24 protein-coding genes and 1 pseudogene are annotated in these 21315 nt (G+C 45.1%); 14 read left to right on the top strand and 11 right to left on the bottom strand.

From position 1 onward, the window contains the following. Positions 1–14: 14 nt before the first annotated feature. The 8 genes from B1L02_RS24495 to B1L02_RS11760 all read left to right on the top strand — a co-directional run bounded on the left by B1L02_RS24495 (position 15) and on the right by B1L02_RS11760 (position 6695). A complete protein-coding gene (locus B1L02_RS24495; RefSeq protein WP_232003077.1) occupies positions 15–905 on the top strand; it encodes a hypothetical protein in 891 nt (296 codons plus the stop codon). After that, positions 902–1705, top strand: a complete 804-nt coding sequence (locus tag B1L02_RS24490) for a hypothetical protein (RefSeq protein ID WP_232003076.1) — start codon at positions 902–904, stop codon at positions 1703–1705. Before B1L02_RS24495 ends, B1L02_RS24490 begins: the two co-directional genes overlap by 4 nt. Positions 1706–1719: 14 nt before the next feature. After that, positions 1720–2151, top strand: a complete 432-nt coding sequence (locus tag B1L02_RS11780; RefSeq protein WP_010378403.1) for a phage tail protein — start codon at positions 1720–1722, stop codon at positions 2149–2151. Between the two features lie 25 nt (positions 2152–2176). Continuing rightward, the gene (locus tag B1L02_RS11775; RefSeq protein WP_010378405.1) at positions 2177–2392 is read left to right on the top strand and encodes a tail protein X; all 216 of its coding nucleotides are present in this window, start codon (positions 2177–2179) and stop codon (positions 2390–2392) included. Position 2393: 1 nt separating this feature from the next. After that, positions 2394–3404, top strand: coding sequence for a phage late control D family protein (locus B1L02_RS11770; RefSeq protein WP_088531173.1), 1011 nt, complete (start codon positions 2394–2396; stop codon positions 3402–3404). A 272-nt stretch (positions 3405–3676) separates the two neighbouring features. Beyond that, positions 3677–4924, top strand: coding sequence for a LodA/GoxA family CTQ-dependent oxidase (locus B1L02_RS24485; protein WP_223192027.1), 1248 nt, complete (start codon positions 3677–3679; stop codon positions 4922–4924). Next, entirely contained in the window at positions 4918–5607 is a 690-nt protein-coding gene (locus tag B1L02_RS24480; RefSeq protein WP_232003075.1) for a LodA/GoxA family CTQ-dependent oxidase, read from the top strand. The genes B1L02_RS24485 and B1L02_RS24480 overlap by 7 nt, the downstream gene beginning before the upstream one ends. An 8-nt stretch (positions 5608–5615) precedes the next feature. After that, on the top strand, positions 5616–6695 hold the full coding sequence (locus B1L02_RS11760) for an NAD(P)/FAD-dependent oxidoreductase (RefSeq protein WP_088531172.1): 1080 nt from the start codon (positions 5616–5618) through the stop codon (positions 6693–6695). Between the two features lie 156 nt (positions 6696–6851). On the opposite strand, the gene B1L02_RS25105 is transcribed toward B1L02_RS11760, so the two are convergent. From B1L02_RS25105 to B1L02_RS11730, 7 genes are all read right to left on the bottom strand, one after another. Next, positions 6852–6968, bottom strand: a complete 117-nt coding sequence (locus B1L02_RS25105; RefSeq protein WP_316829177.1) for a hypothetical protein — start codon at positions 6966–6968, stop codon at positions 6852–6854. Between the two features lie 63 nt (positions 6969–7031). Then, on the bottom strand, positions 7032–7328 hold the full coding sequence (locus B1L02_RS24475) for a hypothetical protein (protein WP_232003074.1): 297 nt from the start codon (positions 7326–7328) through the stop codon (positions 7032–7034). A 23-nt stretch (positions 7329–7351) separates the two neighbouring features. Next, positions 7352–8089 carry a hypothetical protein gene (locus B1L02_RS24470; protein ID WP_223192029.1) on the bottom strand — a complete coding sequence of 246 codons (738 nt, stop codon included), beginning with the start codon at positions 8087–8089 and terminating at the stop codon, positions 7352–7354. A gap of 362 nt (positions 8090–8451) precedes the next feature. Further along, positions 8452–9390: a polysaccharide deacetylase family protein gene (locus B1L02_RS11745; protein WP_088531170.1), complete on the bottom strand. Its 939-nt coding sequence runs from the start codon at positions 9388–9390 to the stop codon at positions 8452–8454. Between the two features lie 2 nt (positions 9391–9392). Continuing rightward, on the bottom strand, positions 9393–9944 hold the full coding sequence (locus B1L02_RS11740) for a YbhB/YbcL family Raf kinase inhibitor-like protein (protein WP_088531169.1): 552 nt from the start codon (positions 9942–9944) through the stop codon (positions 9393–9395). Continuing rightward, positions 9941–11062, bottom strand: coding sequence for an alkene reductase (locus B1L02_RS11735; protein WP_088531168.1), 1122 nt, complete (start codon positions 11060–11062; stop codon positions 9941–9943). Before B1L02_RS11735 ends, B1L02_RS11740 begins: the two co-directional genes overlap by 4 nt. 13 nt (positions 11063–11075) lie before the next feature. Next, entirely contained in the window at positions 11076–11495 is a 420-nt protein-coding gene (locus B1L02_RS11730) for a lactoylglutathione lyase (RefSeq protein ID WP_088531167.1), read from the bottom strand. Positions 11496–11607: 112 nt separating this feature from the next. On the opposite strand from B1L02_RS11730, the gene B1L02_RS11725 reads away from it, so the two are divergent. After that, the gene (locus B1L02_RS11725; RefSeq protein ID WP_088531166.1) at positions 11608–12534 is read left to right on the top strand and encodes a LysR family transcriptional regulator; all 927 of its coding nucleotides are present in this window, start codon (positions 11608–11610) and stop codon (positions 12532–12534) included. Positions 12535–12630: 96 nt separating this feature from the next. After that, positions 12631–13248 (top strand): HAD family hydrolase, encoded by a 618-nt coding sequence (locus tag B1L02_RS11720; protein WP_088531165.1) that lies wholly within the window; start codon positions 12631–12633, stop codon positions 13246–13248. 45 nt (positions 13249–13293) lie between these two features. Here the strand turns inward: B1L02_RS11720 and B1L02_RS11715 are convergent, their stop codons facing one another. After that, positions 13294–13506 (bottom strand): hypothetical protein, encoded by a 213-nt coding sequence (locus B1L02_RS11715; protein WP_088531164.1) that lies wholly within the window; start codon positions 13504–13506, stop codon positions 13294–13296. A gap of 31 nt (positions 13507–13537) precedes the next feature. Next, positions 13538–13720: a hypothetical protein gene (locus B1L02_RS11710; protein WP_088531163.1), complete on the bottom strand. Its 183-nt coding sequence runs from the start codon at positions 13718–13720 to the stop codon at positions 13538–13540. 304 nt (positions 13721–14024) lie between these two features. Here B1L02_RS11710 and ggt point away from each other — a divergent pair, with 304 nt between their 5' ends. Further along, positions 14025–15767: a gamma-glutamyltransferase gene (gene ggt / locus B1L02_RS11705; RefSeq protein ID WP_088531162.1), complete on the top strand. Its 1743-nt coding sequence runs from the start codon at positions 14025–14027 to the stop codon at positions 15765–15767. Between the two features lie 226 nt (positions 15768–15993). On the opposite strand, the gene B1L02_RS11700 is transcribed toward ggt, so the two are convergent. Together B1L02_RS11700 and B1L02_RS11695 are read right to left on the bottom strand one after the other, a co-directional pair. Continuing rightward, the gene (locus tag B1L02_RS11700) at positions 15994–16467 is read right to left on the bottom strand and encodes a hypothetical protein (protein WP_088531161.1); all 474 of its coding nucleotides are present in this window, start codon (positions 16465–16467) and stop codon (positions 15994–15996) included. A gap of 6 nt (positions 16468–16473) precedes the next feature. Beyond that, the gene (locus B1L02_RS11695; protein ID WP_088531160.1) at positions 16474–17628 is read right to left on the bottom strand and encodes a PepSY-associated TM helix domain-containing protein; all 1155 of its coding nucleotides are present in this window, start codon (positions 17626–17628) and stop codon (positions 16474–16476) included. Between the two features lie 318 nt (positions 17629–17946). On the opposite strand from B1L02_RS11695, the pseudogene B1L02_RS11690 reads away from it, so the two are divergent. From B1L02_RS11690 to B1L02_RS11680, 3 genes and pseudogenes are all read left to right on the top strand, one after another. Beyond that, a pseudogene (locus tag B1L02_RS11690) lies at positions 17947–20081 on the top strand (TonB-dependent siderophore receptor). 137 nt (positions 20082–20218) lie between these two features. Beyond that, entirely contained in the window at positions 20219–20527 is a 309-nt protein-coding gene (locus B1L02_RS11685; RefSeq protein WP_088531159.1) for a hypothetical protein, read from the top strand. Further along, positions 20524–21099, top strand: a complete 576-nt coding sequence (locus tag B1L02_RS11680; RefSeq protein ID WP_088531158.1) for a hypothetical protein — start codon at positions 20524–20526, stop codon at positions 21097–21099. The genes B1L02_RS11685 and B1L02_RS11680 overlap by 4 nt, the downstream gene beginning before the upstream one ends. Positions 21100–21315 lie beyond the last annotated feature (216 nt).

Below are 21315 nucleotides of genomic sequence, written 5' to 3'. Positions count from 1 at the left end.
CAGGACCTGAACTGTTGAATGCATTTGGGCTAAACGATGCGGCAAGTGTACTTGAGCAACACGCTGATCTACTCTCCAATATTGATTTAAAAGGCGTTCTCAAGGGAGATCTATCTTCTCTTACCAACAGCTTACCAGATTTATTTGGTGAGTTTGGATTAGACGGTATTAGCGATGATTTATCCGAGTCGTTTGCTGAGTTAGAAAGTGATGTTGAAGAGAAGAAATCTACGCGTGAAAAAGGACGCAAGAAGCGAGGTAGAAAGCGTAACAAGCGAGCTAGGTCCTCTAATCTCGCGGATCAACAAGAAGCATCGGCGGATCGCGAGCATAAGCCGCGCAAAATCCACAAACGAAGCGCCAATAAACCCGCTTTGAAACTGTTGGACGGCGGGAAAGCTCCCAGCGTAAAAGCACAGTTAGCTAATCAAGCATCGCAACCAAAGTCCAAAGCAAAAGCCAAAAAAGTCAAAATGATGACTGCCGCAAATGATGCTAGTTATCAAAAGCTTGGCAGTTTCTCTCCAGCTAAAGGTGGCAAACTTGGTCAGTTATTCAAGGGGTCTAAAAAGTTACTTGGGCGTGCGGCTGCACCGCTTAGCGTAGCGTTAGGGGCATTCGATGCGTTCACGGCATTAACTGATGACACGTTAACGACTAAAGAAAAAACCACTCAGGTTGGAGCGGCTGCGGGTGGCGCGGGCGGTGCACTCGCTGGCGCCGCAGCAGGCGCGGCAATTGGCTCGGTTATTCCTGTGGTTGGCACTGCAATCGGCGGCTTAGTCGGTGGTGCACTCGGCGCTATGGGCGGTGAGTCAATCGGTGGTTGGTTTGGTGACAAACTTGGTGGTTGGTTCTCTGACGATGCTCAGGACTCAGCGTCAGGCACCTCAAGCCCTCGGTGACAGATCGCTTGCTCGATAGCGCAACGAGTTTTGCCACTATGGGGCCGCTGGGCTTAATTAGCGACACCCTCGGCGGTTGGTTATCAAAAGGCGATGAACACGTTGCGCAAACAGACAACAAAACGGCTGCGATTAGTACGCCTCAACACGGTGAAGCAACAAAAAACAATGCACTCGACTTTGTTAAAAATAATGTCATTAATGAGCTGAATTTAGCCACAGGCACGGCTGCTGCGTTTGCTGCTAATCAAGGGATGACAACCAGCAAAATACACGGCGTCAGCAAGGCGGGTGATTTGGCAGGCAGAGCGCTAAACGCACACACGGTATGGGAAACGCTCAATAATGATGGGCTTTCTGTTAAAGAAAAAGCGGCAGGCATTGGCAGCACGTTAGGCGGCATGTTTTCTGCCGATGCTGTATCTGGTGCACTGTCAAAAAGCAAAAATCCCTATGTGAGAATGGCGGCCCCTATGGCGGGTTACCTTACCAACAACATGGTTGGTGATGCCATTAAAGGTTGGTTTAGCGATGACAAAACATCAGCCACCAATGAGGCTAAAGCACCGGATCCGAATAGTTTAAATCAACTGAATGTAAGTGCGAATAAAGCATCTGAGCATTCATCGGCGCCGCAGCCGGGCGCTGCATCGGTAACGGTGAACGCCAATATTACAGTCAATGCAAATGATGGCCAACAGGCTTATGAGGTTGCTCAGCAAGTGAAGCAAATGTTGGATCAGCAGCAACAACAAGCAGAGCAAGAGCTTAGTGCTCGATATTACAATCAAGTGGCATAACGATAGAGGACTAAATGAGCAAAGTTAATCATGCTAAACATATGATGCAACTGGGAGACTACAAGTTTTCAGTAAGCACCGCAGCGTTTAATAAGCTCCAGTACGATTCTCAATATCGCTGGGAAGCCCACAAATCTCAGACTGATAAGGATTCTCCGCCGATGCAATTTATTGGCGTAGGAGAGCAAACCTTAAACATTGAAGGGGTGATCTTCCCGCAAATTGTGGATAACGGCTTGAAGCAGTTAGACATGATGAGAGATGAAGCCGCCAAAGGGGAGCCGATGACGCTTGGCTATGTTGAAGAAAGTGGGAAATCTAGTCCAAGCGTAGGGCGCGTGATGGGTAAGTGGGTCATCAAACGGATAAGTGAAACGCGCACCTTATTTTTCAATGATGGGATCCCAAGAGAAATCCAATTTTCAATGGAACTTAGCCGCTATTAAGCGCGCTGGGTACTAAGGAGTCGTTATGAGCAAAGGGGTAACTTATATTACGCGAGATGGCGATTGTCTCGATCTCATCTGTTTTAAGCACTACGGCCGCAGTAGTGGCATGGTAGAAAAGGTGCTAGAAGCCAATCATGGCTTGGCAGAGCTTGGGCCAATTTATTCGGAGCAGATCAGTATTTTTCTTCCCGAAATCGCTAAACCTACTGTGTCTAAAGTGATCAATATTTGGGATTAATATGGACTTACAACCGCATTATTCTATTAAGGCAAATGGCAATGAGGTATCAAAAACACTGAAGAACCGCTTAGCTGAGCTCAGTGTTACAACACGCACGGGGCTTGCGAGTGATACCTGCTATGTACGATTTGATAATTTAGCTGACGCGCCCATTGCCTTACCTGCACCAACGGATCAACTAGAAATTGCGATGGGATATAAAGAAGGCACGAGAGATCAGAGTGCTCCTTCAACCAAATTAGGTATTTTCGAAGTGGGCGCTTATGAGTTGACTGGCCCCAATCGCTCGTTGACGTTTTTCGGTAATAAAGTGCTGTGGGATCAAGATTTTAAGGCGTTAAAAATACGCTCGTGGCCGGAGGAGGGGAAGGATGAGCCGATGATGCTGGACAAACTTATCCAAGACATTGCTGGTGAGTATGGACTACAGGCAAAAATAGGTGATGCCTTTCAGGGCCGAGAAATACCGCACATTGAGCAAAGTGAAAGCGATATGCAATTGCTAAGCAAGCTTGCCGTGCAGTTTGATGCAATCATGAAGATTGCGGATGACAAGCTTATATTTATGGCTAAAGGCACCGGAAAGTCGTTAACAGGCCAATCTTTACCTAGCGTGACGGTAAGTAAAAAGCAGCTGGTTTCATGGCAGCTTAATGCTAACCACAACAAGTTAGTTAAAGGGGTGCAGGCTTATTTTTACGATAAAGCGTTAGCGCAAAAAACATTGGTCAGTGTCGGTGGCGGTTCACCTAACACTACACTCTCTTACGTTTACCCTAATGAGGCTGAAGCACAAACAGCGGCGATGGCTATGTTACAGCGCTTGAACCGAGCGCATACCAGTGTGCAGATTTGTGTGGTTGGCGATCCTAATTTATTGGCGGGTGGCGTGATAACTATCGAAGAGGTTGATGATAACCTCAACGGTGACTGGTTTGTCTGTGAGGTCAAACATGTAATTAATCACGCCGGCTTTAAAAGCTATTTAGTATGCGAAGCATTAGGTTAAGTTAAATCCCACATTTTTACACTAAGCGTCAGTGATTATCCCATTGAGCGCTTCCTTCCTTAATTTTTTCCTTTCTCCCTGTGTCCCGCACAGGGTGTACTTTTATCTCATCTATCACAGGTGAGATGTCACCCTTTCTCCATGTGGGCCACCCTCATTTTGAGGCTCTGGCCTCTTTCCTACCTGTAATTCGATGTAATGGTGTCAGTCAGAAATAGCTTCTACACTGCGGTAATGCTTCATGAATTGAACCACTGCAAAAGGATTACAACATGTCACATCACTGCAATCAAAATCCCATAGTTTCAGCAGCCATATACCCACCCATTGGAGTCATGCGGGTTGGTAATAGCCCAGATGAATTTTTTATTGGGCCAGAGGTCGATACCGCCATTCCAAGAGAGGTGAATTACTATCGCGACAGCGCGGGAGCGTTGAAGCGCCAAGCCGCGCGCTTTCGTATTTATGGATTGGACGCCGAGGGCAACATCGTTAAAGAACTGACTTGCGACGATGGCACTTCTATCATTTGGCATGCACGCTTGGCTAATCAAAAAGCATCTTGGTATGAGTTTCAATTAGCGTTGGATATTCCAGAGGCGATGGAGGCCGAGCCGAGTTTATTGCGCAACCTCAATGTAAATGACAGAAGTAGCCTGCTCATTGATGGTGGGGCGCAGCAGATCAGTGGTACTGCTTCTGGATGTGGTTGTAGTCGCTTTGAAGGATACTTTGCCGGTAAAAAAGTGTACTTAGGCGAAATGCGTACCGATGATAAAGGCCGCTTATTGATGCTTGGTGGACACGGGGTGTCAGAGAATCCTCAAGGCCATGAGGCGATCACGTTCGGCAATAATGAAGGCTGGTACGACGATACTTCGGACGGCCCAATAACTGCTGAGGTGAAGTATCAAGGCAAAGCACTTGATGTGAAACCTGCATGGGTTATTTGTGCGCCACCAGATTACGCGCCAATGCAAAAATCTCCGCGAACCATGTGGGATTTAATGCGTCAGGTTGCAGTCGATGCCAAGATGCTACCAGCACCGTCAGGTAAACCCTCCTTTAGTAAAGACATTCTGCCAATTTTCCAAAGGTTAACCGATTTACAATGGGTCAATGCGGGATTTGCCGCAGGGTTTGGCTGGAATAGCCCCTTTGATTTTACTTCAGAGACTTGGATCAGCCGTTTAAATGACAACTCACGCACATGGCAAGAAGCAAGACGTAATCTCTTTAATAACTTTAGACAGGTAGAAAAAGTCACCACGGCGGATGAAAAACACAGTTGGGATCCTCAATTTGCCGCTACCGCACCGCAGTTGTGGCCTTGGTTGTATGGCGATGCGATGAGTGTAGATGCCGATGACTCGCCAAGGCAGTTTGTTACCCTCACAGAAATTCAGTTGAATATGTTACAGCAGTGGTCGAATGGCGAGTTTGATTCTGATTACGACCCTTGTTATCGCCCCCAACCAGCATTGATGAAATACCAGTTGCTGAGCAGCCTGAGATGTTAACTAAGGCGGCGATGGAGTTCTGTTTAGCGGATGCTTTCCACCCTGGATGTGAAATGACTTGGCCAATGCGTACAGCGGGCATGTATAGCGAGGCTTTCCGTCTTAAGCATGCAGAAGATACTGCACCGACCCACGGCACCAATTATGGCGTGGAAATGACATCAGAAATCGCGCTGCATTCAAGCGGCCCATTAAAAACGGGGCAGGTTGCTGGTGGCATTACGCGTTGGATGGCCATTCCTTGGCAAACCGACACCGCGAGTTGTCGCGATGGCTACAATGAAGCGTACGACCCTTATTTACCGACCTTTTGGCCTGCACGAGTGCCAAATAATATGCTTAGCGAGCAAAATTATCACCGGGTAGTCGATGAAACTAAGCCATTTGCAGAGCGACAAGCAGCATTTAATGACAGGGAGCTGTGGCTAAACGATTTACCGATAGGCCCTTCAACCAACTATATTGAGCAGATCAACAGTATGATCACTGGGTTTGGTCAATTGGCGGTGGTGTTACCGAAGACAGAAAAAGGCGTAACTGGTTTTCCAACCACCATGCAAGTGGGATTAACACCAGCCAAAGCGGAAAAACTGTTGACAGCAAGTCGTAATGAAAGCAAGCGAGATTGTCGCCCTGATTTGTCACAAACCGACAAAGCACATCGCCGGAATCGCAAACAATAAGGGCTAATATGGCTGAAAGGAAATCGGATATTGTGATTGTAGGTGCGGGTATTGCGGGATGCATTGCTGCACTTGCTTTGCATCCTCACTATCAGGTGATAGTAGTCGATAAGCTCGCCGCAGCTAAAGACAAAGTGGGCGAGTGTTTACCGCCAGCGGCGTCTAGAATTCTCAAAAAGCTTAACTTGTTACACTTACTACAAAGCCCTGAACATCTCACTTGCCACGGTATGATTTCGTTTTGGGGCAGTGAATCGCCTACCATAGTGGATAACGTTAAAAACCCCGATGGTTTGGGGTGGCACATTCATCGGCAGCATTTTGAACAGCAGCTTCGTGATCAATTAGTGCTTCGTGGTATTCCTTTGCTATCGTCCACAAAGCTTACTGATGTGGTGCAAACACAATCAAGTTGGCAAGTTAGGGTTGAAGGTTGCGACACTGACATGTCTATCACAACAACACTGCTTATTGATGCCACCGGTCGCGCCTGTCATCTGGCGAGGCGACTCGGTGCAAAACTACAACAGTTTGATAAGCAAATGGCACTGTGGCTTACCGCAGAGGTTGCCACTACGAAACAGTTTGCAGTAATAAGCGATGAAGAAAATGGCTGGTGGTATAGTGCGCCGAGCGCGGCATGCTCTTCACTCGACCCCAATATGCAGCCTCGGGTGTTTTCTTGGCAGGCTTGCGCTGATGCGATCAAAAAGTGCAACATCACCAACGCTCGAGATTTTTTAGCCAAAGTAAAGCAGGTGAGGGGATTTAACACCTTAGTGGACTTGGTGAATATAGAAACAGCACACCTGCATCCAATGGTAAGTGCAAATTCGGCCCGTTTGGATAGTTGCGCAGCAAAAGACTGGTATGCGGTAGGTGATGCGAGCATGAGCTTTGATCCACTCTCTTCGCAAGGCATGTTGCACGCCATGACCAGCAGCATGCAACTTGCGGATATGCTGCTGTTGCACGGCATAGATTACAAACATGGCGCAAAACTATATCAGTCGCAAATGGATAGAGTGTGGATGCGTTATCTGGAGCATCGGCAGCACTTTTACGAGGGATCAAAGTTAATCGGTTAACACGTATTATTGCTTGTTTGGACTAAAGCAAAGTTTGAATCGAAAGAATGCGACAACATCTATAGTGGTGAAACCAATACCATTGCTGCTGGCCGTCAGTTGATTGCGATGCTTAACATGTCTGAATAAATGTCGCCTAGAAGTGGCAGTGAACATTCACCTATTCGCTGCCATCAGTGGAAGCTGAATATGAGCAATTGCGCCCTGTGCATCCTTACGATTGGTTAAGCTCAGTTTTCCGTTATGCTGTTCAACGATATTTTTAGCTAAGATGAGACCAACCCCTTTACCCGTTGTTTTGGTGGTATAAAAAGGTACGAATAGGTTGTCTGCATTCTATATTCCATGACCATCATCGAGTACTTCAATACCTGTAAATTTATGATTGTGATATGCGTTGACGCAAACAGCACTGCTCTCACCTCCAGCTTCCAAGGCATTTTTAATCAGATTTACAAGTGCTTGCTCAAGTAAGCTTTGATCAATTTGCAGCGTAAAGTCCTGTGCAATGGTTAATCTCACGCGATTGTCGAAAAGCCCTACGAGCGGCGTTAGTAAGTCATTTATGGATATCGCTTCTATATGAAGTTGATGCTGTTTTGCAGCGCTTGCATAGCGATTAACAAAGGACATCAGGCCATCGCTGCGCTGCACAATTACGCCAAGCGCTTGTTCAAAATCGGCGAGAGAGAATTATGAATCTCGTGGCTGAGTATTCTAATCATTTTTTGCCAAGCGTCGCGCTGAACTTGACTGACAACCGCTTGCACATCGGTCAGGATCACCAAGTGTGCCTGCATGCCTGCAATGGTAAGTTCGCTATAGCGAAGCTGCCATTCATCACCTAGAGTAGGGTGGTTAAAGCGCCAATTTCTGGCATCAATATTCGACTGCGCAAGCTGTAGGTTGGCTTTGTGTAAGGTCTGTAATTGTGATATTCGCTGTTGTTCAATATTAATGTGACGCTTAAGCTGGCGATGGGTAAGTACCGCGCGTTGGTAGTCGAGTTTAGAAACAACTCCATCTTCAACCAATTCTCCTTGAGCGCTAACCTCCAGCTCGGCACTTTCTAACTCAGATCTCAGAATTTCCAGATCCGCCTGATGAGACAGCAGTTCTCTTTGTTGATTGATATCGAGCTGTAGATAGTGGTCTTGCAATTGCGCCAAACTGCGTTTGGCATCTTTTAAAGAGTAGGCCAAATTTGCATCTTGTAGCCTCATGATGATGCTGTCGGGGTTAACTTGTGCACCAGGGCGTAACACAATTTCTTCAACCGTGGCATCGCTTGCGGCACTTATCAAACGCGGCGTTTTCGGTTTAAGCTGACCATATCCAGATACACTGACCTCTAAATCCCCTTGCTGTACCTCCGCAATCCATGTTTTTGCCATAGGCAAAGATGCCTGCGCTGAGGGTTGTATTAGCAGCCATATAATAACTACGGCGAAAACGGTTCCGCCAACAGCCCACAACCAGTTTAACCTTGTTGCGCTTTTTATGTTCGACTTGTATATCCATGTTGATATCTCTGGTGGAATTAAGGTTGTTATTACTCAGTAGATAACAAGTCGCATGCCAAAATTTAATTCACTGAAATTATTGAACTTTTGATCTTATCTAACTGCAGGAAAGGAGTGCTTTTTGCGGTTTCGAAAATAAAAATTGTGGTTTTGGGAAGCTCGATTGTATTTGCAAGTGCGCAGAAGAAAATAGGCTCATCAATAGAGCCTATGAATTGCAACGTTATTATTTGTTAAAACACACGTTCTGGGTTGGTTGGTACGTCTTGCTGTTTTAAGGTCCAGTTAGCAATGTCGATTTTGCGCATAAACTTTACCTTTGGATGTGATTTAGCGTAACGAATAAAGTCATCAAGTGCTTTTACCTGAGCTGGGCTGCCTGCGAGCCTGTCGTGTGCACTGATAGACATCATACGGCGCTGGGATTTTCCTTCTTCATAAAGCACATCAAATTCGTCCTTTAACTCTTGCAAATAGGCTTTTGCTGTCATTGCGGAACTGCCGCCATAGCGCACGATATCGTTATTTCTAAAGGTATAAGGCACCACCACGAAGGGTTTGCCATTAACCGGGGTAAACGAAGGCTCATCCCGAGATAAGTCATCAATATGATAGACAAAGCCAAGGGATTGCAAAATAGTTAATGTTTGCTCAGAGTGGCGCATCCAAAACGCATTAAAGCCTTGTGGTCTTTGCCCTGTGATCTTTTCAAGCACGTCTGCACTGTGAATATAAGATGCTCGTTCTGCTTCGGGTGTCATCGAGTATTGTGGTGTCCAGTTTTGTCCATGACCTGAAATCTCATGCCCCTTTTGAGCCACCATTTTGGCAAGTTCAGGATTGAGCTCTGCAGCTTTTCCTACCATGTGGGATGTCACTTTGATGTTGTGCTTGTCCCAAAGCTTAAGCAATCTTGGGATCCCTTCATTCATGCCATACTGATACCAAGTAGGAGCGACGGTGTCGGGGTAGCCTGCTTCTTGCTGAGGAAATGGCCCCGGATCGCTTGGGTCTTGTGCGGTTGCTTCAAACTGCATGGAGATAGAGATCACCAATTGAGCATCATCAGGCCAGTAATTGCCAGACTCTACTTCAGCGCCGTGGGCTGTGCCTGCAAGCAGGGCGGTTGCTGTTAGTAGTGCTCGAATACTTGTGGTCAACGTGGTACGCATGGTTATTCTCCTGCGGCTCTTGGGCCTGCATACACAGAAAGTGTTGCCTGCGCTAAGCTATGCTGGTGGATAAAAAATCCAGTAAGTGGTGCCGTTGCACCAGCTGGCACGGGGAGTGTAACAACATCTAGCGCATGCACGATAAAGGTGTATTTATGCTTGCGACCAATAGGCGGGCACGGGCCAAAGTACCCAGGCTTTCCTAAATCCGTATTACCTTCAATGGCTTGGCTTGGTAAAGTTTCTGCGAGCCTAGTCGTGTCTTTGGGCAGGTTATACACTTGCCAGTGCCAAAATCCGCTGCCGGTTGGCGCGTCTTGATCATAAAATGTCACCGCAAAGCTCTTGGTTTGTTTAGGTGCATTTGACCAAACTAAGGTTGGCCGTGTGCTGTTTCCCTCGCAGCCAAATTGATCCCAGTATTGAAATGGTCGAATAGATTTTTCGGCGACAAGATCTGGGCTTTCTAGTGTAAACTCAGGTGCTGAGATTGCATTGGTTGCACCGAGTAATGCCATAGAGGCTAGGGATAAGTTCAGTAATAATGGTTTCATATTGCACCTTTTGCTCTTAATTGTTGAAAATCTGCATAGTCGGTGTAGCCCCGCTCGCTACCACCAAATAAAGGCGCATCAGGGTTGATTGGACTCAAAGGTAATTGATGACTCAGACGGTATACGAGATCTGGGTTGGAGATAAATTTGCGACCAAAAGCCACAAAGTCGACTAGGCCTTGTTCAATAAGGGCTTCGGCTTGCTCTGGCTCGTAATTTCCCGCCACAATAATGGCGCCGTGAAATTTTCTTCTTAGTGCTTGCCTAAAACTCTCCGTCACGACCGGCGCATCATCCCAGTCTGCTTCAGCTAAGTGCACATAGGCAATGCCTAGGCGGTTAAAGTGCTCCGCGGCGAGCAAGATAGTATCAATGGCCTCTTCGTCTTGCATGCCACGTTGAGTAATAAAAGGTGCTAATCGGATCCCTACTTTTTCAGGCCCAATTGCTTGGCTAATCGCGGTGATAACTTCAACCGCAAAGCGAATTCGGTTTTCCTTCGAACCACCATATTGATCATGACGTTGATTAGAGCTGCGGCGTAAAAACTGATCAATTAAATAGCCGTTACCAGCGTGGATCTCAACGCCATTAAACCCTGCCATCATGGCATTTTCAGCCGCATGAACATAATCTTCGACTATGCTCTGTATTTCTTGGGTTGCCAGCGCGCGTGGTGTCGGGCAATCGACCATTTCACCTACTCCTTTTTCATTGACCACCCACACTTGTGCGTCGGGCGCGAGTGCTGAGGGGGCGACGGGTTGGCCATCTTCATGAAAAGTAGAGTGAGACATACGACCGACATGCCAAAGCTGACAGAAAATACGACCACCTTTTTGATTTACTGCATGGGTGATTTCCTTCCATCCGGCAACCTGCGAAGCTGTATAAATTCCGGGAGTAAATGAATATCCTTTGCCCTGACAAGAGATTTGTGTGGCTTCACTAATGATAAGCCCTGCCGAAGCGCGTTGGGCGTAGTACTTTGCCATCAACTGGTTTGGAATATCTCCCGGTTGTGTTGTTCGAGAGCGGGTCATTGGTGCCATCAAAATGCGGTTTGGTAAGATTAAATTACCGATTTTTTTCTGCGTAAATAACAATGGATCAGACATAGTATTCTCCTAATTATTGGACAAGTGAGTTGATGTGGCGTGGAAACAGCACTTCAATTTTTAGAGATTCAGGTGCAAAGATAAAAACCTGATGCTCATTGTTAACGGGGACATCTCGTTCCACATAGCGAACGCCAAAATGCTCTAGTCGGGCGATTAACCCAGGGTAATCGTCACCACGAAATGCAATATGATCTATGTTGCTAGTACCCATGCTTGCGGTTTGCACAGAGCCAAGGTATTCAGCCTGTGCTTGGGTATGTGGAGATTGTTCAAGCAGATGAATGAAAGGTTGTTGTTGGTCGCCACAGAACCACTTTCCTGGAAATGGAAAAGGTGGACGTAAGCCTTCTTTAAGCCTAAGCACCTGCTCAAAAAAGGTCGCCATTTTTGCCATGTCATGTGCTCTAAACAAAAAGTGATCTAACTGCATGGTGTGTTACCTCCATTGGTGTTAGCGATTTATGCGTTGAGAACAGTCTATTTGTTTATTAATATTTGATAATTGGCTTTTATATAAAATTACTTTTCATAAAAGGTGAATAATGAAAAGCAAAGCAGACGATATGGCGCTTTTTGTTCAAGTGGTGCGCTCTGATGGCTTGGCTGCGGCAGGGCGAGTATTAGGGCTTTCTCCAGCGAGCATGACCGCACGGATCAATGCACTTGAAGCGTATTATAAAACCCGTTTACTGACTCGAAACACCAGAAGTATCAAACTGACAGAAGCGGGAGAACGGTTTTACCAGGGATGTGTGCGAGTTATTGAGGAGGTTGCGGCGGCAGAAGCGCTACTGCAAGATGCCGATCCTGACTTGAGAGGCACACTCAAAATTGCAGCAAGTTCAGACTTTGGTCGTCAGTACGTGGTTCCCGCCGTTGCGGAGTTTGCCACGCTGCATCCACAGGTAGTGGTTAACTTGAGCTTAGGCGAAGGTTTAGTCAAATTAGTTGAGTCTGGCACTGACATCGCCATTCGTTATGGTAATTTAAATGATAGCAGCTTGATATCTAGGCCTCTGTTAAACAACCGCAGAATGCTGGTGGCCGCCCCAAACTATCTCGAACAGTATGGTACACCAGATTGCTATCAAGCATTACAGCAACATCGCTGTTTAGTACTGGAAAGAGCGGGGCAGGCACTAAACGATTGGTATTTTCTCGATAGAGACACACAAGCAACCATCATTGAAACCGTGCCTACCTGTTTGGTGAGTTCAGACGGAGAAGTGCTACGGAACTGGGCGGTTCAAGGGCTTGGGATCACCATCAAGTCGTGGCTGGATGTGCACAAAGATATTAAAGCGGGACGATTGGTGGAATTGTTGCCAACTCAAACATTGGGATTTAGTCCAACGGACTCAGACAAAGTTGCACTGCAAGCGATTTATCCAACTAGACAGTTTCAACCTCGGCAAGTCAAAGTATTTCTCACCTTTTTTAGCGAGTATTTACAACGAATGCATGATTGATTTTATTTCATTGCAGTTAAACGAATTAGCCGTGCGTAAGTGATAAAGATATGCATAATAAACGCTCATATTTAAATTAACTAAAGAGGTTCAAGGATGGCAACTTGTAATATTAAGCACGTCATTTTTGACGTGGGTAACGTATTTGTCAGGTGGTCGCCAGAGGAGATAGTCCGGCTTACCTTTGGTAATCACTGCGATGTTGAGAGTCTAGCCAAGCAGCTGTTCCACAGCGAGATTTGGTTTGCTATCAACCGAGGTGAACTGACTGAAGCAGAAACTAAGCAGGCTTTTATGCGAATCTGTCACTTAACCTCTGATCAAGCTGACGAACTGTTCTTCTATATCAAAGAATCATTGATCCCACTGTATGGTACGCTTTCACTTATGCAGCGCCTAAAGACGGCTGGATATAGCGCTTATGCCCTAACCGATAATGTGCACGAGATTGTGAGCCACCTAAAAGCACGTCATACTTTCTGGCAACACTTTGATGGTGAAACTATCTCTGCCGAGCTTGGTTGTATGAAGCCCGGCAAAGCTATTTTTACTCACTTACTGGAGCGCTACCAACTGGAGGCAGGTGACTGTGTTTTTCTCGATGATGTATTAGTGAACGTTGAAGGAGCAAAGCAGGTTGGGTTACATGGCATTCAGTTCTTTAATGCGGCTCAGGCTGAGCGCGAGTTGCGTGAGCTAGGATTGGTGTTTTAATCAGGTGAGACTTCAAAATAGGCCCGAGTACGGGCCTAAAAAGGATTAATCGCACATATACTGTCTATTAGTGAATGCACAATCGTGATCACCGTAACAAGAGATAGCACCTGTACGGCAATCGTGGCGGTTAGTCGGCACACAATCTAACTCTGTCAAACGGTTTACACCACCACCAATTTGAGGAGTCGCTTGCGGCGTAATTGCTTGAGCATTATTTAAGTTTTTAAGCGGCTTTTTATTCAATTTAATTTTCATTTTTCATTTCCTTTGGGTTATAGAAAGCGTATTAACAGCGCAGGGAACCGCAGTTATAGCAAGAACCAAATGCTTTTGTGTTGCATAACTCGGTTATTTCTCTGTCGCAACCTGCTGTTACATAACCACCTGCGACGTTCGGTGTTTGGGATTTTTCCAAGCCTGCAGTGCGGTTAAGTTGTTTTATGTTTCTTTTTGTTAGCGTTAACTTCATCTTATTTTCCTTATTGTGAAAGCTTTAATTGTCGTACAGAAAATAAACTACATTATTGACTGTACCCAATATAAAATATTTGTCAAATATGTTTTTGAAAGGTTAAATTTCTTGTTTTATGAAATTACCTTATTTCAACCTTTTGTAACTTCAATGTTGGACGACAAGCTGCTCTCTAGCCGCGAGTTTAGCAACTATGGTGTGACGTATATTTGCAATGTCGGTCGCCCAACGCATCGACATTGTTTGGTCTTTTTATTCATGCAACACTGCACCATGAGAATAATTAAAAAGCGGGATGAAGATGCGTAAATTAATAGCCTTGGTGTGGTCTTGCTCTGTTTCCTTGAGCGTGGGTGTTGCGCTTGGTAACACGGCGCAAGCTGACGAGTCACCAATATTTAGTTCTAAAGCCACAGCACAGCCAATATGGGCTGAACACGGCATGGTATCAAGCCAAGAAGCACTTGCCAGCCAGGTTGGGGTAGAGATTTTAAAGCAAGGTGGCAATGCCGTTGATGCGGCTGTTGCAGTAGGTTTTAGTCTTGCCGTGACTTTGCCAAGGGCCGGAAATATCGGCGGCGGTGGCTTTATGCTAGTGCATCTGGCAAAAGAGAATAAAACCGTTGCGATTGATTATCGCGAAATGGCGCCTAGCCGTGCGCACAAAGATATTTTTATTGATGAAAATGGTGAAGTAAACCCAAAGTTAAGCCTTCAGCACGGCCTTGCCGTGGGCGTTCCCGGAACGGTTATGGGGATGGAGTTAGCACTCGAAAAATACGGCACCATGACACTTAACCAAGTTATTCAGCCTGCAATTAAATTAGCAAGTGACGGCATAAAAGTGACCTCTGATTTAGCTAATTCGCTTTCTCATAGCTATATCAAAAAACGAATGCTCGGTGTGCCGGCATCTAAGGCTGTGTTTTATAAAAAAGATGGTAGCAGCTACAAGCCAAATGAATGGCTGGTGCAGACTGACTTGGCTCATTCTTTGGAACTCGTTGCCGAAAAAGGCAGCGCGGGCTTTTATGAGGGCGAGACAGCAAAGAAAATTGTTGCGGCGGTAGAAGCGGCTGGTGGCATTATGTCGCTAGATGACTTAAAAAACTATAAAGCGGTGGAGCGAGAGCCGGTAAAAGGCACATATCGTGGCTATGAGATAGTTTCTATGCCACCACCTTCATCGGGTGGTGTGCATATCATAGAAATGCTGAATATGCTGGAGCAATATCCTATTGGTGAGCTTGGGCATAATAGCGCTGCTACCGTCCATTTAATGGCTGAAGTCATGAAACGTGCATATGCTGACCGCAGTGAATATTTGGGCGACCCCGATTTCTACGATGTACCCGTTAAAGCACTGGTGGATAAGCAATATGCAAAACAGCGTAGTAAGCAAATAAACGCAGACAAAGCGACGCCAAGCGGCGAGATTAAGCCCGGTAAATTATTACCTTATGAGAGTAATCAAACCACGCATTATTCTGTGGTTGATAAGTGGGGCAATGCAGTGAGTAACACTTACACGCTTAACTTTAGCTATGGCTCAGGTATTGTCGCGGCTGGCACTGGTATTCTACTTAACAATGAAATGGATGATTTCTCGGCAAAGCCCGGCACACCAAACGGTTTTGGCTTGGTTGGTGGCGAAGCTAACGCTGTTGAAGGCAAGAAGCGCCCGCTGAGTTCGATGACACCTACGATTGTAATGAAAGAGGGTAAACCCTTTTTGGTAACGGGTAGCCCCGGAGGCTCACGCATTATCACCACCACGCTGCAAATCATAATGAATGTTATTGATCATGGCTTGAACGTCGCTGAAGCAACCGTGGCTCCGCGTATTCACCACCAATGGTTACCAGATGAAATTCGTATTGAACGTAGCTTAAATGTGGATACTCGACGTCTACTTGAAAACAAAGGACACACACTTTCAGAGCAGAATGCGATGGGCTCAACCCAGTCGATCATGCTTACCGATAAAGGTCTATTTGGCTCCTCAGATCCAAGGCGAGCCGACAGCGCTGCGGTGGGGTACTAATACCAATTGAATTAACTCTCTAATCAATTTGAAGGGTGAAATAGTATATTAGCTTCGTTAAAAATTTCTCATTTAGAACAACTAAATAGCAAAATTTTTGCCTTGCTACTAAAGCTATTTCCCCGCTTCAAGATAGATCATTTACTTAATACAACTGGTATAATATCCTGATTTCCATTGAGTCCTAAGTGTAATTCAAATCGAGTAGGGGCGAGATGCCCCTTTGCTATGTACTTTCTTTGATTAAATACTCTGGCAGCAGCCAATTCATGACGACGACTTCGCCTTGCCAAGTTTCGATCGTCAGCCAAATCCTGTCGTCTTTTGATAATGTTTTCTTTGCTAAAGCATGTACATGTTGACCATGCTTTGTGCCGTGAAGGATCCCGAGATCATGCTCCATAAGCTGTGCAAATGGCATCGCGTAGGGGCCGATATTGAGATAGCCTTGGCGCACAGAATCGACATCGCCTTTATTAAATAGCAATAAGAAGTCTTTGACGTATAAGTCATCGTGGATGTATGGCGGCTTGTCGTCAAAAGGCATCGGCGTGATGCTGTACTCTCCAAGTGTTTGCTCCGCCAATGAGGCGGGGAACTCTGGATGTAATGATTGATAATAAAACCAAGCTGGCAACACCAGTAATAGGGCATTTAACCAATATTTATTGTGTTGTATAAAGCGTTTGACTGCATTCATGGCGACTTACCCTTGTTGTGCCTTTAGTTGTCTTGCATTGCTCCGTTCTTGGCTACGCGCGCGTTTGGTCCGAAGCTGATACATGATAAATCCGGTAACTGACATCCCGGATAAAATACAGCCAAAAATAAACCAGATGACTTTGGTCCAGATCCCTCCAATGGTGCCGTAGTGCAGTGGATCTGTGATGTGCATAACCGTTTGTAAGCCTGTCATTGAATCAGGGTTTGCATGATGAACGACTGTATCATTCCAAGTGTTGTAGGCAATATTAATGCTGTAATCGTCATAGAGTACGTAGTCGTTTGCGCCACTGATTTTGAGCGTATCGCGGTTATGCTCAGGTAGCATGATGTAACTTGGACGAAAGTCACTGTACTGCTGTTGAATTTCATCGAGCGCTAGGTCAACACTGGTCTCTACTGCATTTGCGTTTATTGTTGAGTTGGGTATATCCGCTGAATTTAATGTTTCATGATGTTCGAGTTCAACACCAGTATGCCACAGCACCGCTTGCGTTAAATACCACAGTCCGGTGAGGCTCATTACGGTCATAAACCAAAGCGACCATACTCCACTGAGTTTATGGATGTCAGCGGCAAGGGTACGACCTCCTTGTGATTTACGTAGCTTAAACTGAAAAAACGCTAACCAAAACTTTTTGTATACCACCAGACCGGTGATCAACGCGCCCAATAGGATCAGTGACATAAACGCCACCAAATAATAACCAACACTGTAGCCGTTTTGCCATGGAAATAGCAGCCAGCCATGTAGTGAACGCATAAAGTTAATAAACGTATTGCCGTCATTTATTTCCTGAACAGCCCCTGTGTACTGGTTTACGTATGCAAGCGCATAGGGTTTGTCGACGTCGGTAAACATCACCACATAGGTCAAATAGGGCTCTCTCACATTGAGCCCCATGACATCTGCACTTGGGTACTCATCCTTAAACGCGCGTAACACTGAGCCCGCTGACATCTCACTTACCTGACTGGGGTTATGTGCTCGAGAGTCAGGGTTGGTAAGCCATGTAAGTTCATGGCTGAAAACGGAAATGGTACCTGTGATACAAATAAAGCAAAACAGTAGCCATATTGGCAGTGAAAACCAACCATGCAACTGAAACCAAAACTTGTTGCTTATTTTCTTTGCCATTATGTGTTCCTAGTTCTTTGAATGACGGCGACAAATTAAAGCTAAGGGAGTATTTGCGCAAAAATGTAAATAAAGTATATCTTTTTAAAAGTGTAAATGGCAATTATATTCATTTGGATGTGCGTTAAATGGCATGTTTTATTTGTTTAGCGGTTTATACTGCTTGTTTTATTTATAGGAAAGTTGTTTTAAATTAGTTGGTTACTGTTTTTGGGAACGTTCCTTAAATCGGGCGCGAAACTGGTTGTAATTCATCTTAATGTTATTGCTAATGGTTATCATCTGCATTATTATCGTTTCAATTTTTACAATATTAGGATGAACCCAGTGAACACTCTGCCTCTCAAAACGCTCTCATTTGCTGTTATGGCAGCGCTCGGCACGTCAGCATTACAGGTGCAAGCAGCACAGCAAGATAATGAAGAAATTGAAAAAATAGTTGTGACGGGAAAATACACCGTCAATGAAGTGATAGACACCGCAACTGGTTTAGGGTTATCTCTTCTTGAGACGCCGCAATCTGTTAGCGTTATTACCGCTGCACGGATCAAAGAGCAAAAGCTCGATACGTTGACCGACACAGTGTTAAATGCGATTGGGGTGTCAGCGAAAGAAGTTGATAATGTTCGTAATACGTTGCAGTCACGTGGCTTTGACATTACCAATTATCAAATTGACGGCGTTCCTTTGTCATGGAGTTTGGCGGGTGATTCTGGTGAAACCATCGCGGATGTTGCGATATACGAGCGCGTGGAGTTTGTGCGTGGTGCAACGGGGTTATTGACCGGCGCGGGCGATCCTTCAGCTTCTATTAACCTAGTACGCAAACATGCAAATAGCACCGACCTCACAGGTTTTGCTAGTGTCTCTTTGGGGAGCTGGAACAATAAAGAAGTGGTGGTGGACGTTGCCAATGGATTAACTAACGATGGCAGTGTGCGTGGACGTGTGGTGGCGAAGTATGAAGAAGGTGACTCGTATTTAGATCTCTTTTCTGACGAAAGTACCGTGCTTTATGGAGTACTAGAAGCGGATTTAAGCACGCATTCGACGATCCGCGTTGGTGCTAGCTATCAGCGTAACGACCCTACCAGTCCAACTTGGGGGCATTACCTACTTTCTTTACCGATGGAAGTAAAACAGACTGGGAAGTCGAAAAAACCACAGCTGCAAATTGGACAGAGTGGCAAACTACTGGCACCAATGCTTTTGTGAACTTTAGCCACAACTTTGCAAATGGCTGGGAACTGGTTGCCAATTACAACAAACTGAAATACGAGCAAGATACAGAGCTGCTGTATTTATTCGGCATGTTGGATAAAACAACAGGTGAGGGCTTAGCGTCTTGGCCCTATAAAAGTACAGGTGAAAGTAACCAAGACAGCTTTGATATCCAGCTTAAAGGTTTTTATCAACTCGCCGGTCGTGAGCATGAATTCGTAACTGGCGCGCTTTACAGTGAGCAGAGTGCCGATACACTCACTTTCGCTACGCTCGATAATGCCTTTTTGCCAGTTGGCAATTTTTACGAGTGGGATGGTAATTTTCCTGAGCCGACGTGGGGCACAGAAACCTCAGTTGCTCAAGATATGGATACCGAGCAAAAAGGGTTTTACGCCGCAACAAGGCTAAATCTTAGCGATGAACTTAAAGTAATAGCGGGTGGTCGTTTATCGAGCTGGCAGCGCGAAGGCGAAAGCTATGGCGTCATCACTGATTTTGGCGACAATGGCGTATTTATACCTTACGCTGGTGCCTTGTACGACTTGTCGACAACGCAGCGAGTGTATGCAAGTTACACTGAAATATTCCAGCCGCAAAATGCCCAAGACCGTAATGGTGATTTCCTTGATCCAATCAAAGGAAAATCATACGAAGTGGGGCTAAAAAGTACCTATCTAGACGACACGCTGCAAACAACATTGGCGATTTTCCAAATCGAACAAGATAACCTAGCTCAAGATGATGTTGGATACATAGTTCCTGGGTCGGTAAATGCAGTCGCGCAATATGCTGCTGAAGGCACAACCAGTAAAGGCTTCGAATTTGAAGTGGTGGGTCAGTTAACTGACGGTTTTGATGTGCATTTGGGTTATTCACAATACAAAGCAGAAGATGCCAACGGCGTTGAAGTGAATACGGATAATCCAAGAAAGCAATTTAAGTTGTATACGACTTACCAATTTGTGAATGCTTTACCTGAGTTGACGATTGGCGGTGGCGTGAACTGGCAGGATGACACTTATTCAGTAACGGGCAACGATAGGCTAGAGCAAGATGCTTATGCACTGGTTAGCTTGATGGCAAACTACGCTCTGGCAGACAATATGGCGCTACAGCTCAACGTAGAAAACCTCTTCGATGAAAAGTACTACAGCCAAATTGGCTTTTTTGATCAGTATCGCTATGGTGCGCCGAGAAATTACAGCTTAAGTTTTAGCTATGATTTTTAGCAGACTGTAAACTAACGAAGCGTGGCTAGTGAGCCACGCTTTATAAACTATTTTATTAACTTTAAGTTCATTTAAAAGTGTTATCTTTATCATTCTAAATCAAGGAGGTGATTACGAAATGTCCGGAAATAAAGGGCTTGGAATTCTCTGAGCGTTCTAAACAAGCAATTGCACAAATTAAAGATATCGAAGATTTAGGCAGTATGTTAACAACTGCTGTTGCAGCAAGTCAGATTACCACAATCTTTGTGAGTAATAACGCTGCAGTAAGTACAATCAACCTTGCTTCGACCGATTTTATTCAATTTTCAAATGCAATGAATGGTGCAGCTTTAATCCCAAGAAGTGCGTTGTTCACTATTGCTGCTACCACATCTTGGAAAGTTGCTGATAATAAAGAAAAGCAATTTTGGAAAGCGGTAGCTAAGGGGTGCAAAGTGCAATGAAACATTTAGTACTAGGTATAGTTGCAGCAGCTGCGATAAGCATTTTTAATGTAAAGGCTTCAGAGGCTTACACTGAAATATATAACAAGCTACCGCTAAGTGAATCCGAATTCTCTTCTTTGCAGAGTAAATTTGATTTGAAGTCGAGTGAGCAAATCATGATGATTGAATTGTTATCAAGCTATAATTCTTTACATAAGAGAAGAATGAGTTGTAGGGCTGTCGACAATACAATTACTGCAAAGCAAATGGATGCTTTGAACATAGACAAAAAGCATTATGTAACCGTGTTATTTTACGTCGATAGTTTAAACAAGAGTAGGTGTGAATTAGCTGAGTATGAGCATTTTTTAAGGTCGCTTGCTGTCAATTTGGTCGCTCAAAAAGATCCAAAAAGCATTGGGCTGATAAATTCCATGAATATTCTATCATCTCGCCTTTATGGAGATTTTAGGGAATTTAAAGCTGAGTTTAACCTCTTACCTGAACAAGTTCGAGAAGCAGCTCTTAACGCTGACTATTTAAAGAAAAATTTCAGGTTATTTGATACGCTTGACGATGTAGCGGAATAAATCGCATGGTGAACTACAGCTTTTATTACTTTTTCTAAAAGTGGTTTCATTCCAACTGGCGCAGCTACTGCTTGCTGCTGCGCCAATACAGTTCGGTGGCGTACAATGCATTCTTCTATTAAATGGCCTTATGACTGCGTGAATCAATTAACTACACGCTTTACTTTAATTTATTTCAAAGCCTATACGCTTGCGGGTTATACCGTCAAATAAGGA

The organism is Pseudoalteromonas piscicida (genome assembly GCF_002208135.1).
Taxonomy (GTDB): domain Bacteria; phylum Pseudomonadota; class Gammaproteobacteria; order Enterobacterales; family Alteromonadaceae; genus Pseudoalteromonas; species Pseudoalteromonas piscicida_A.
This window is presented reverse-complemented; position numbering and strand designations above follow the sequence as displayed.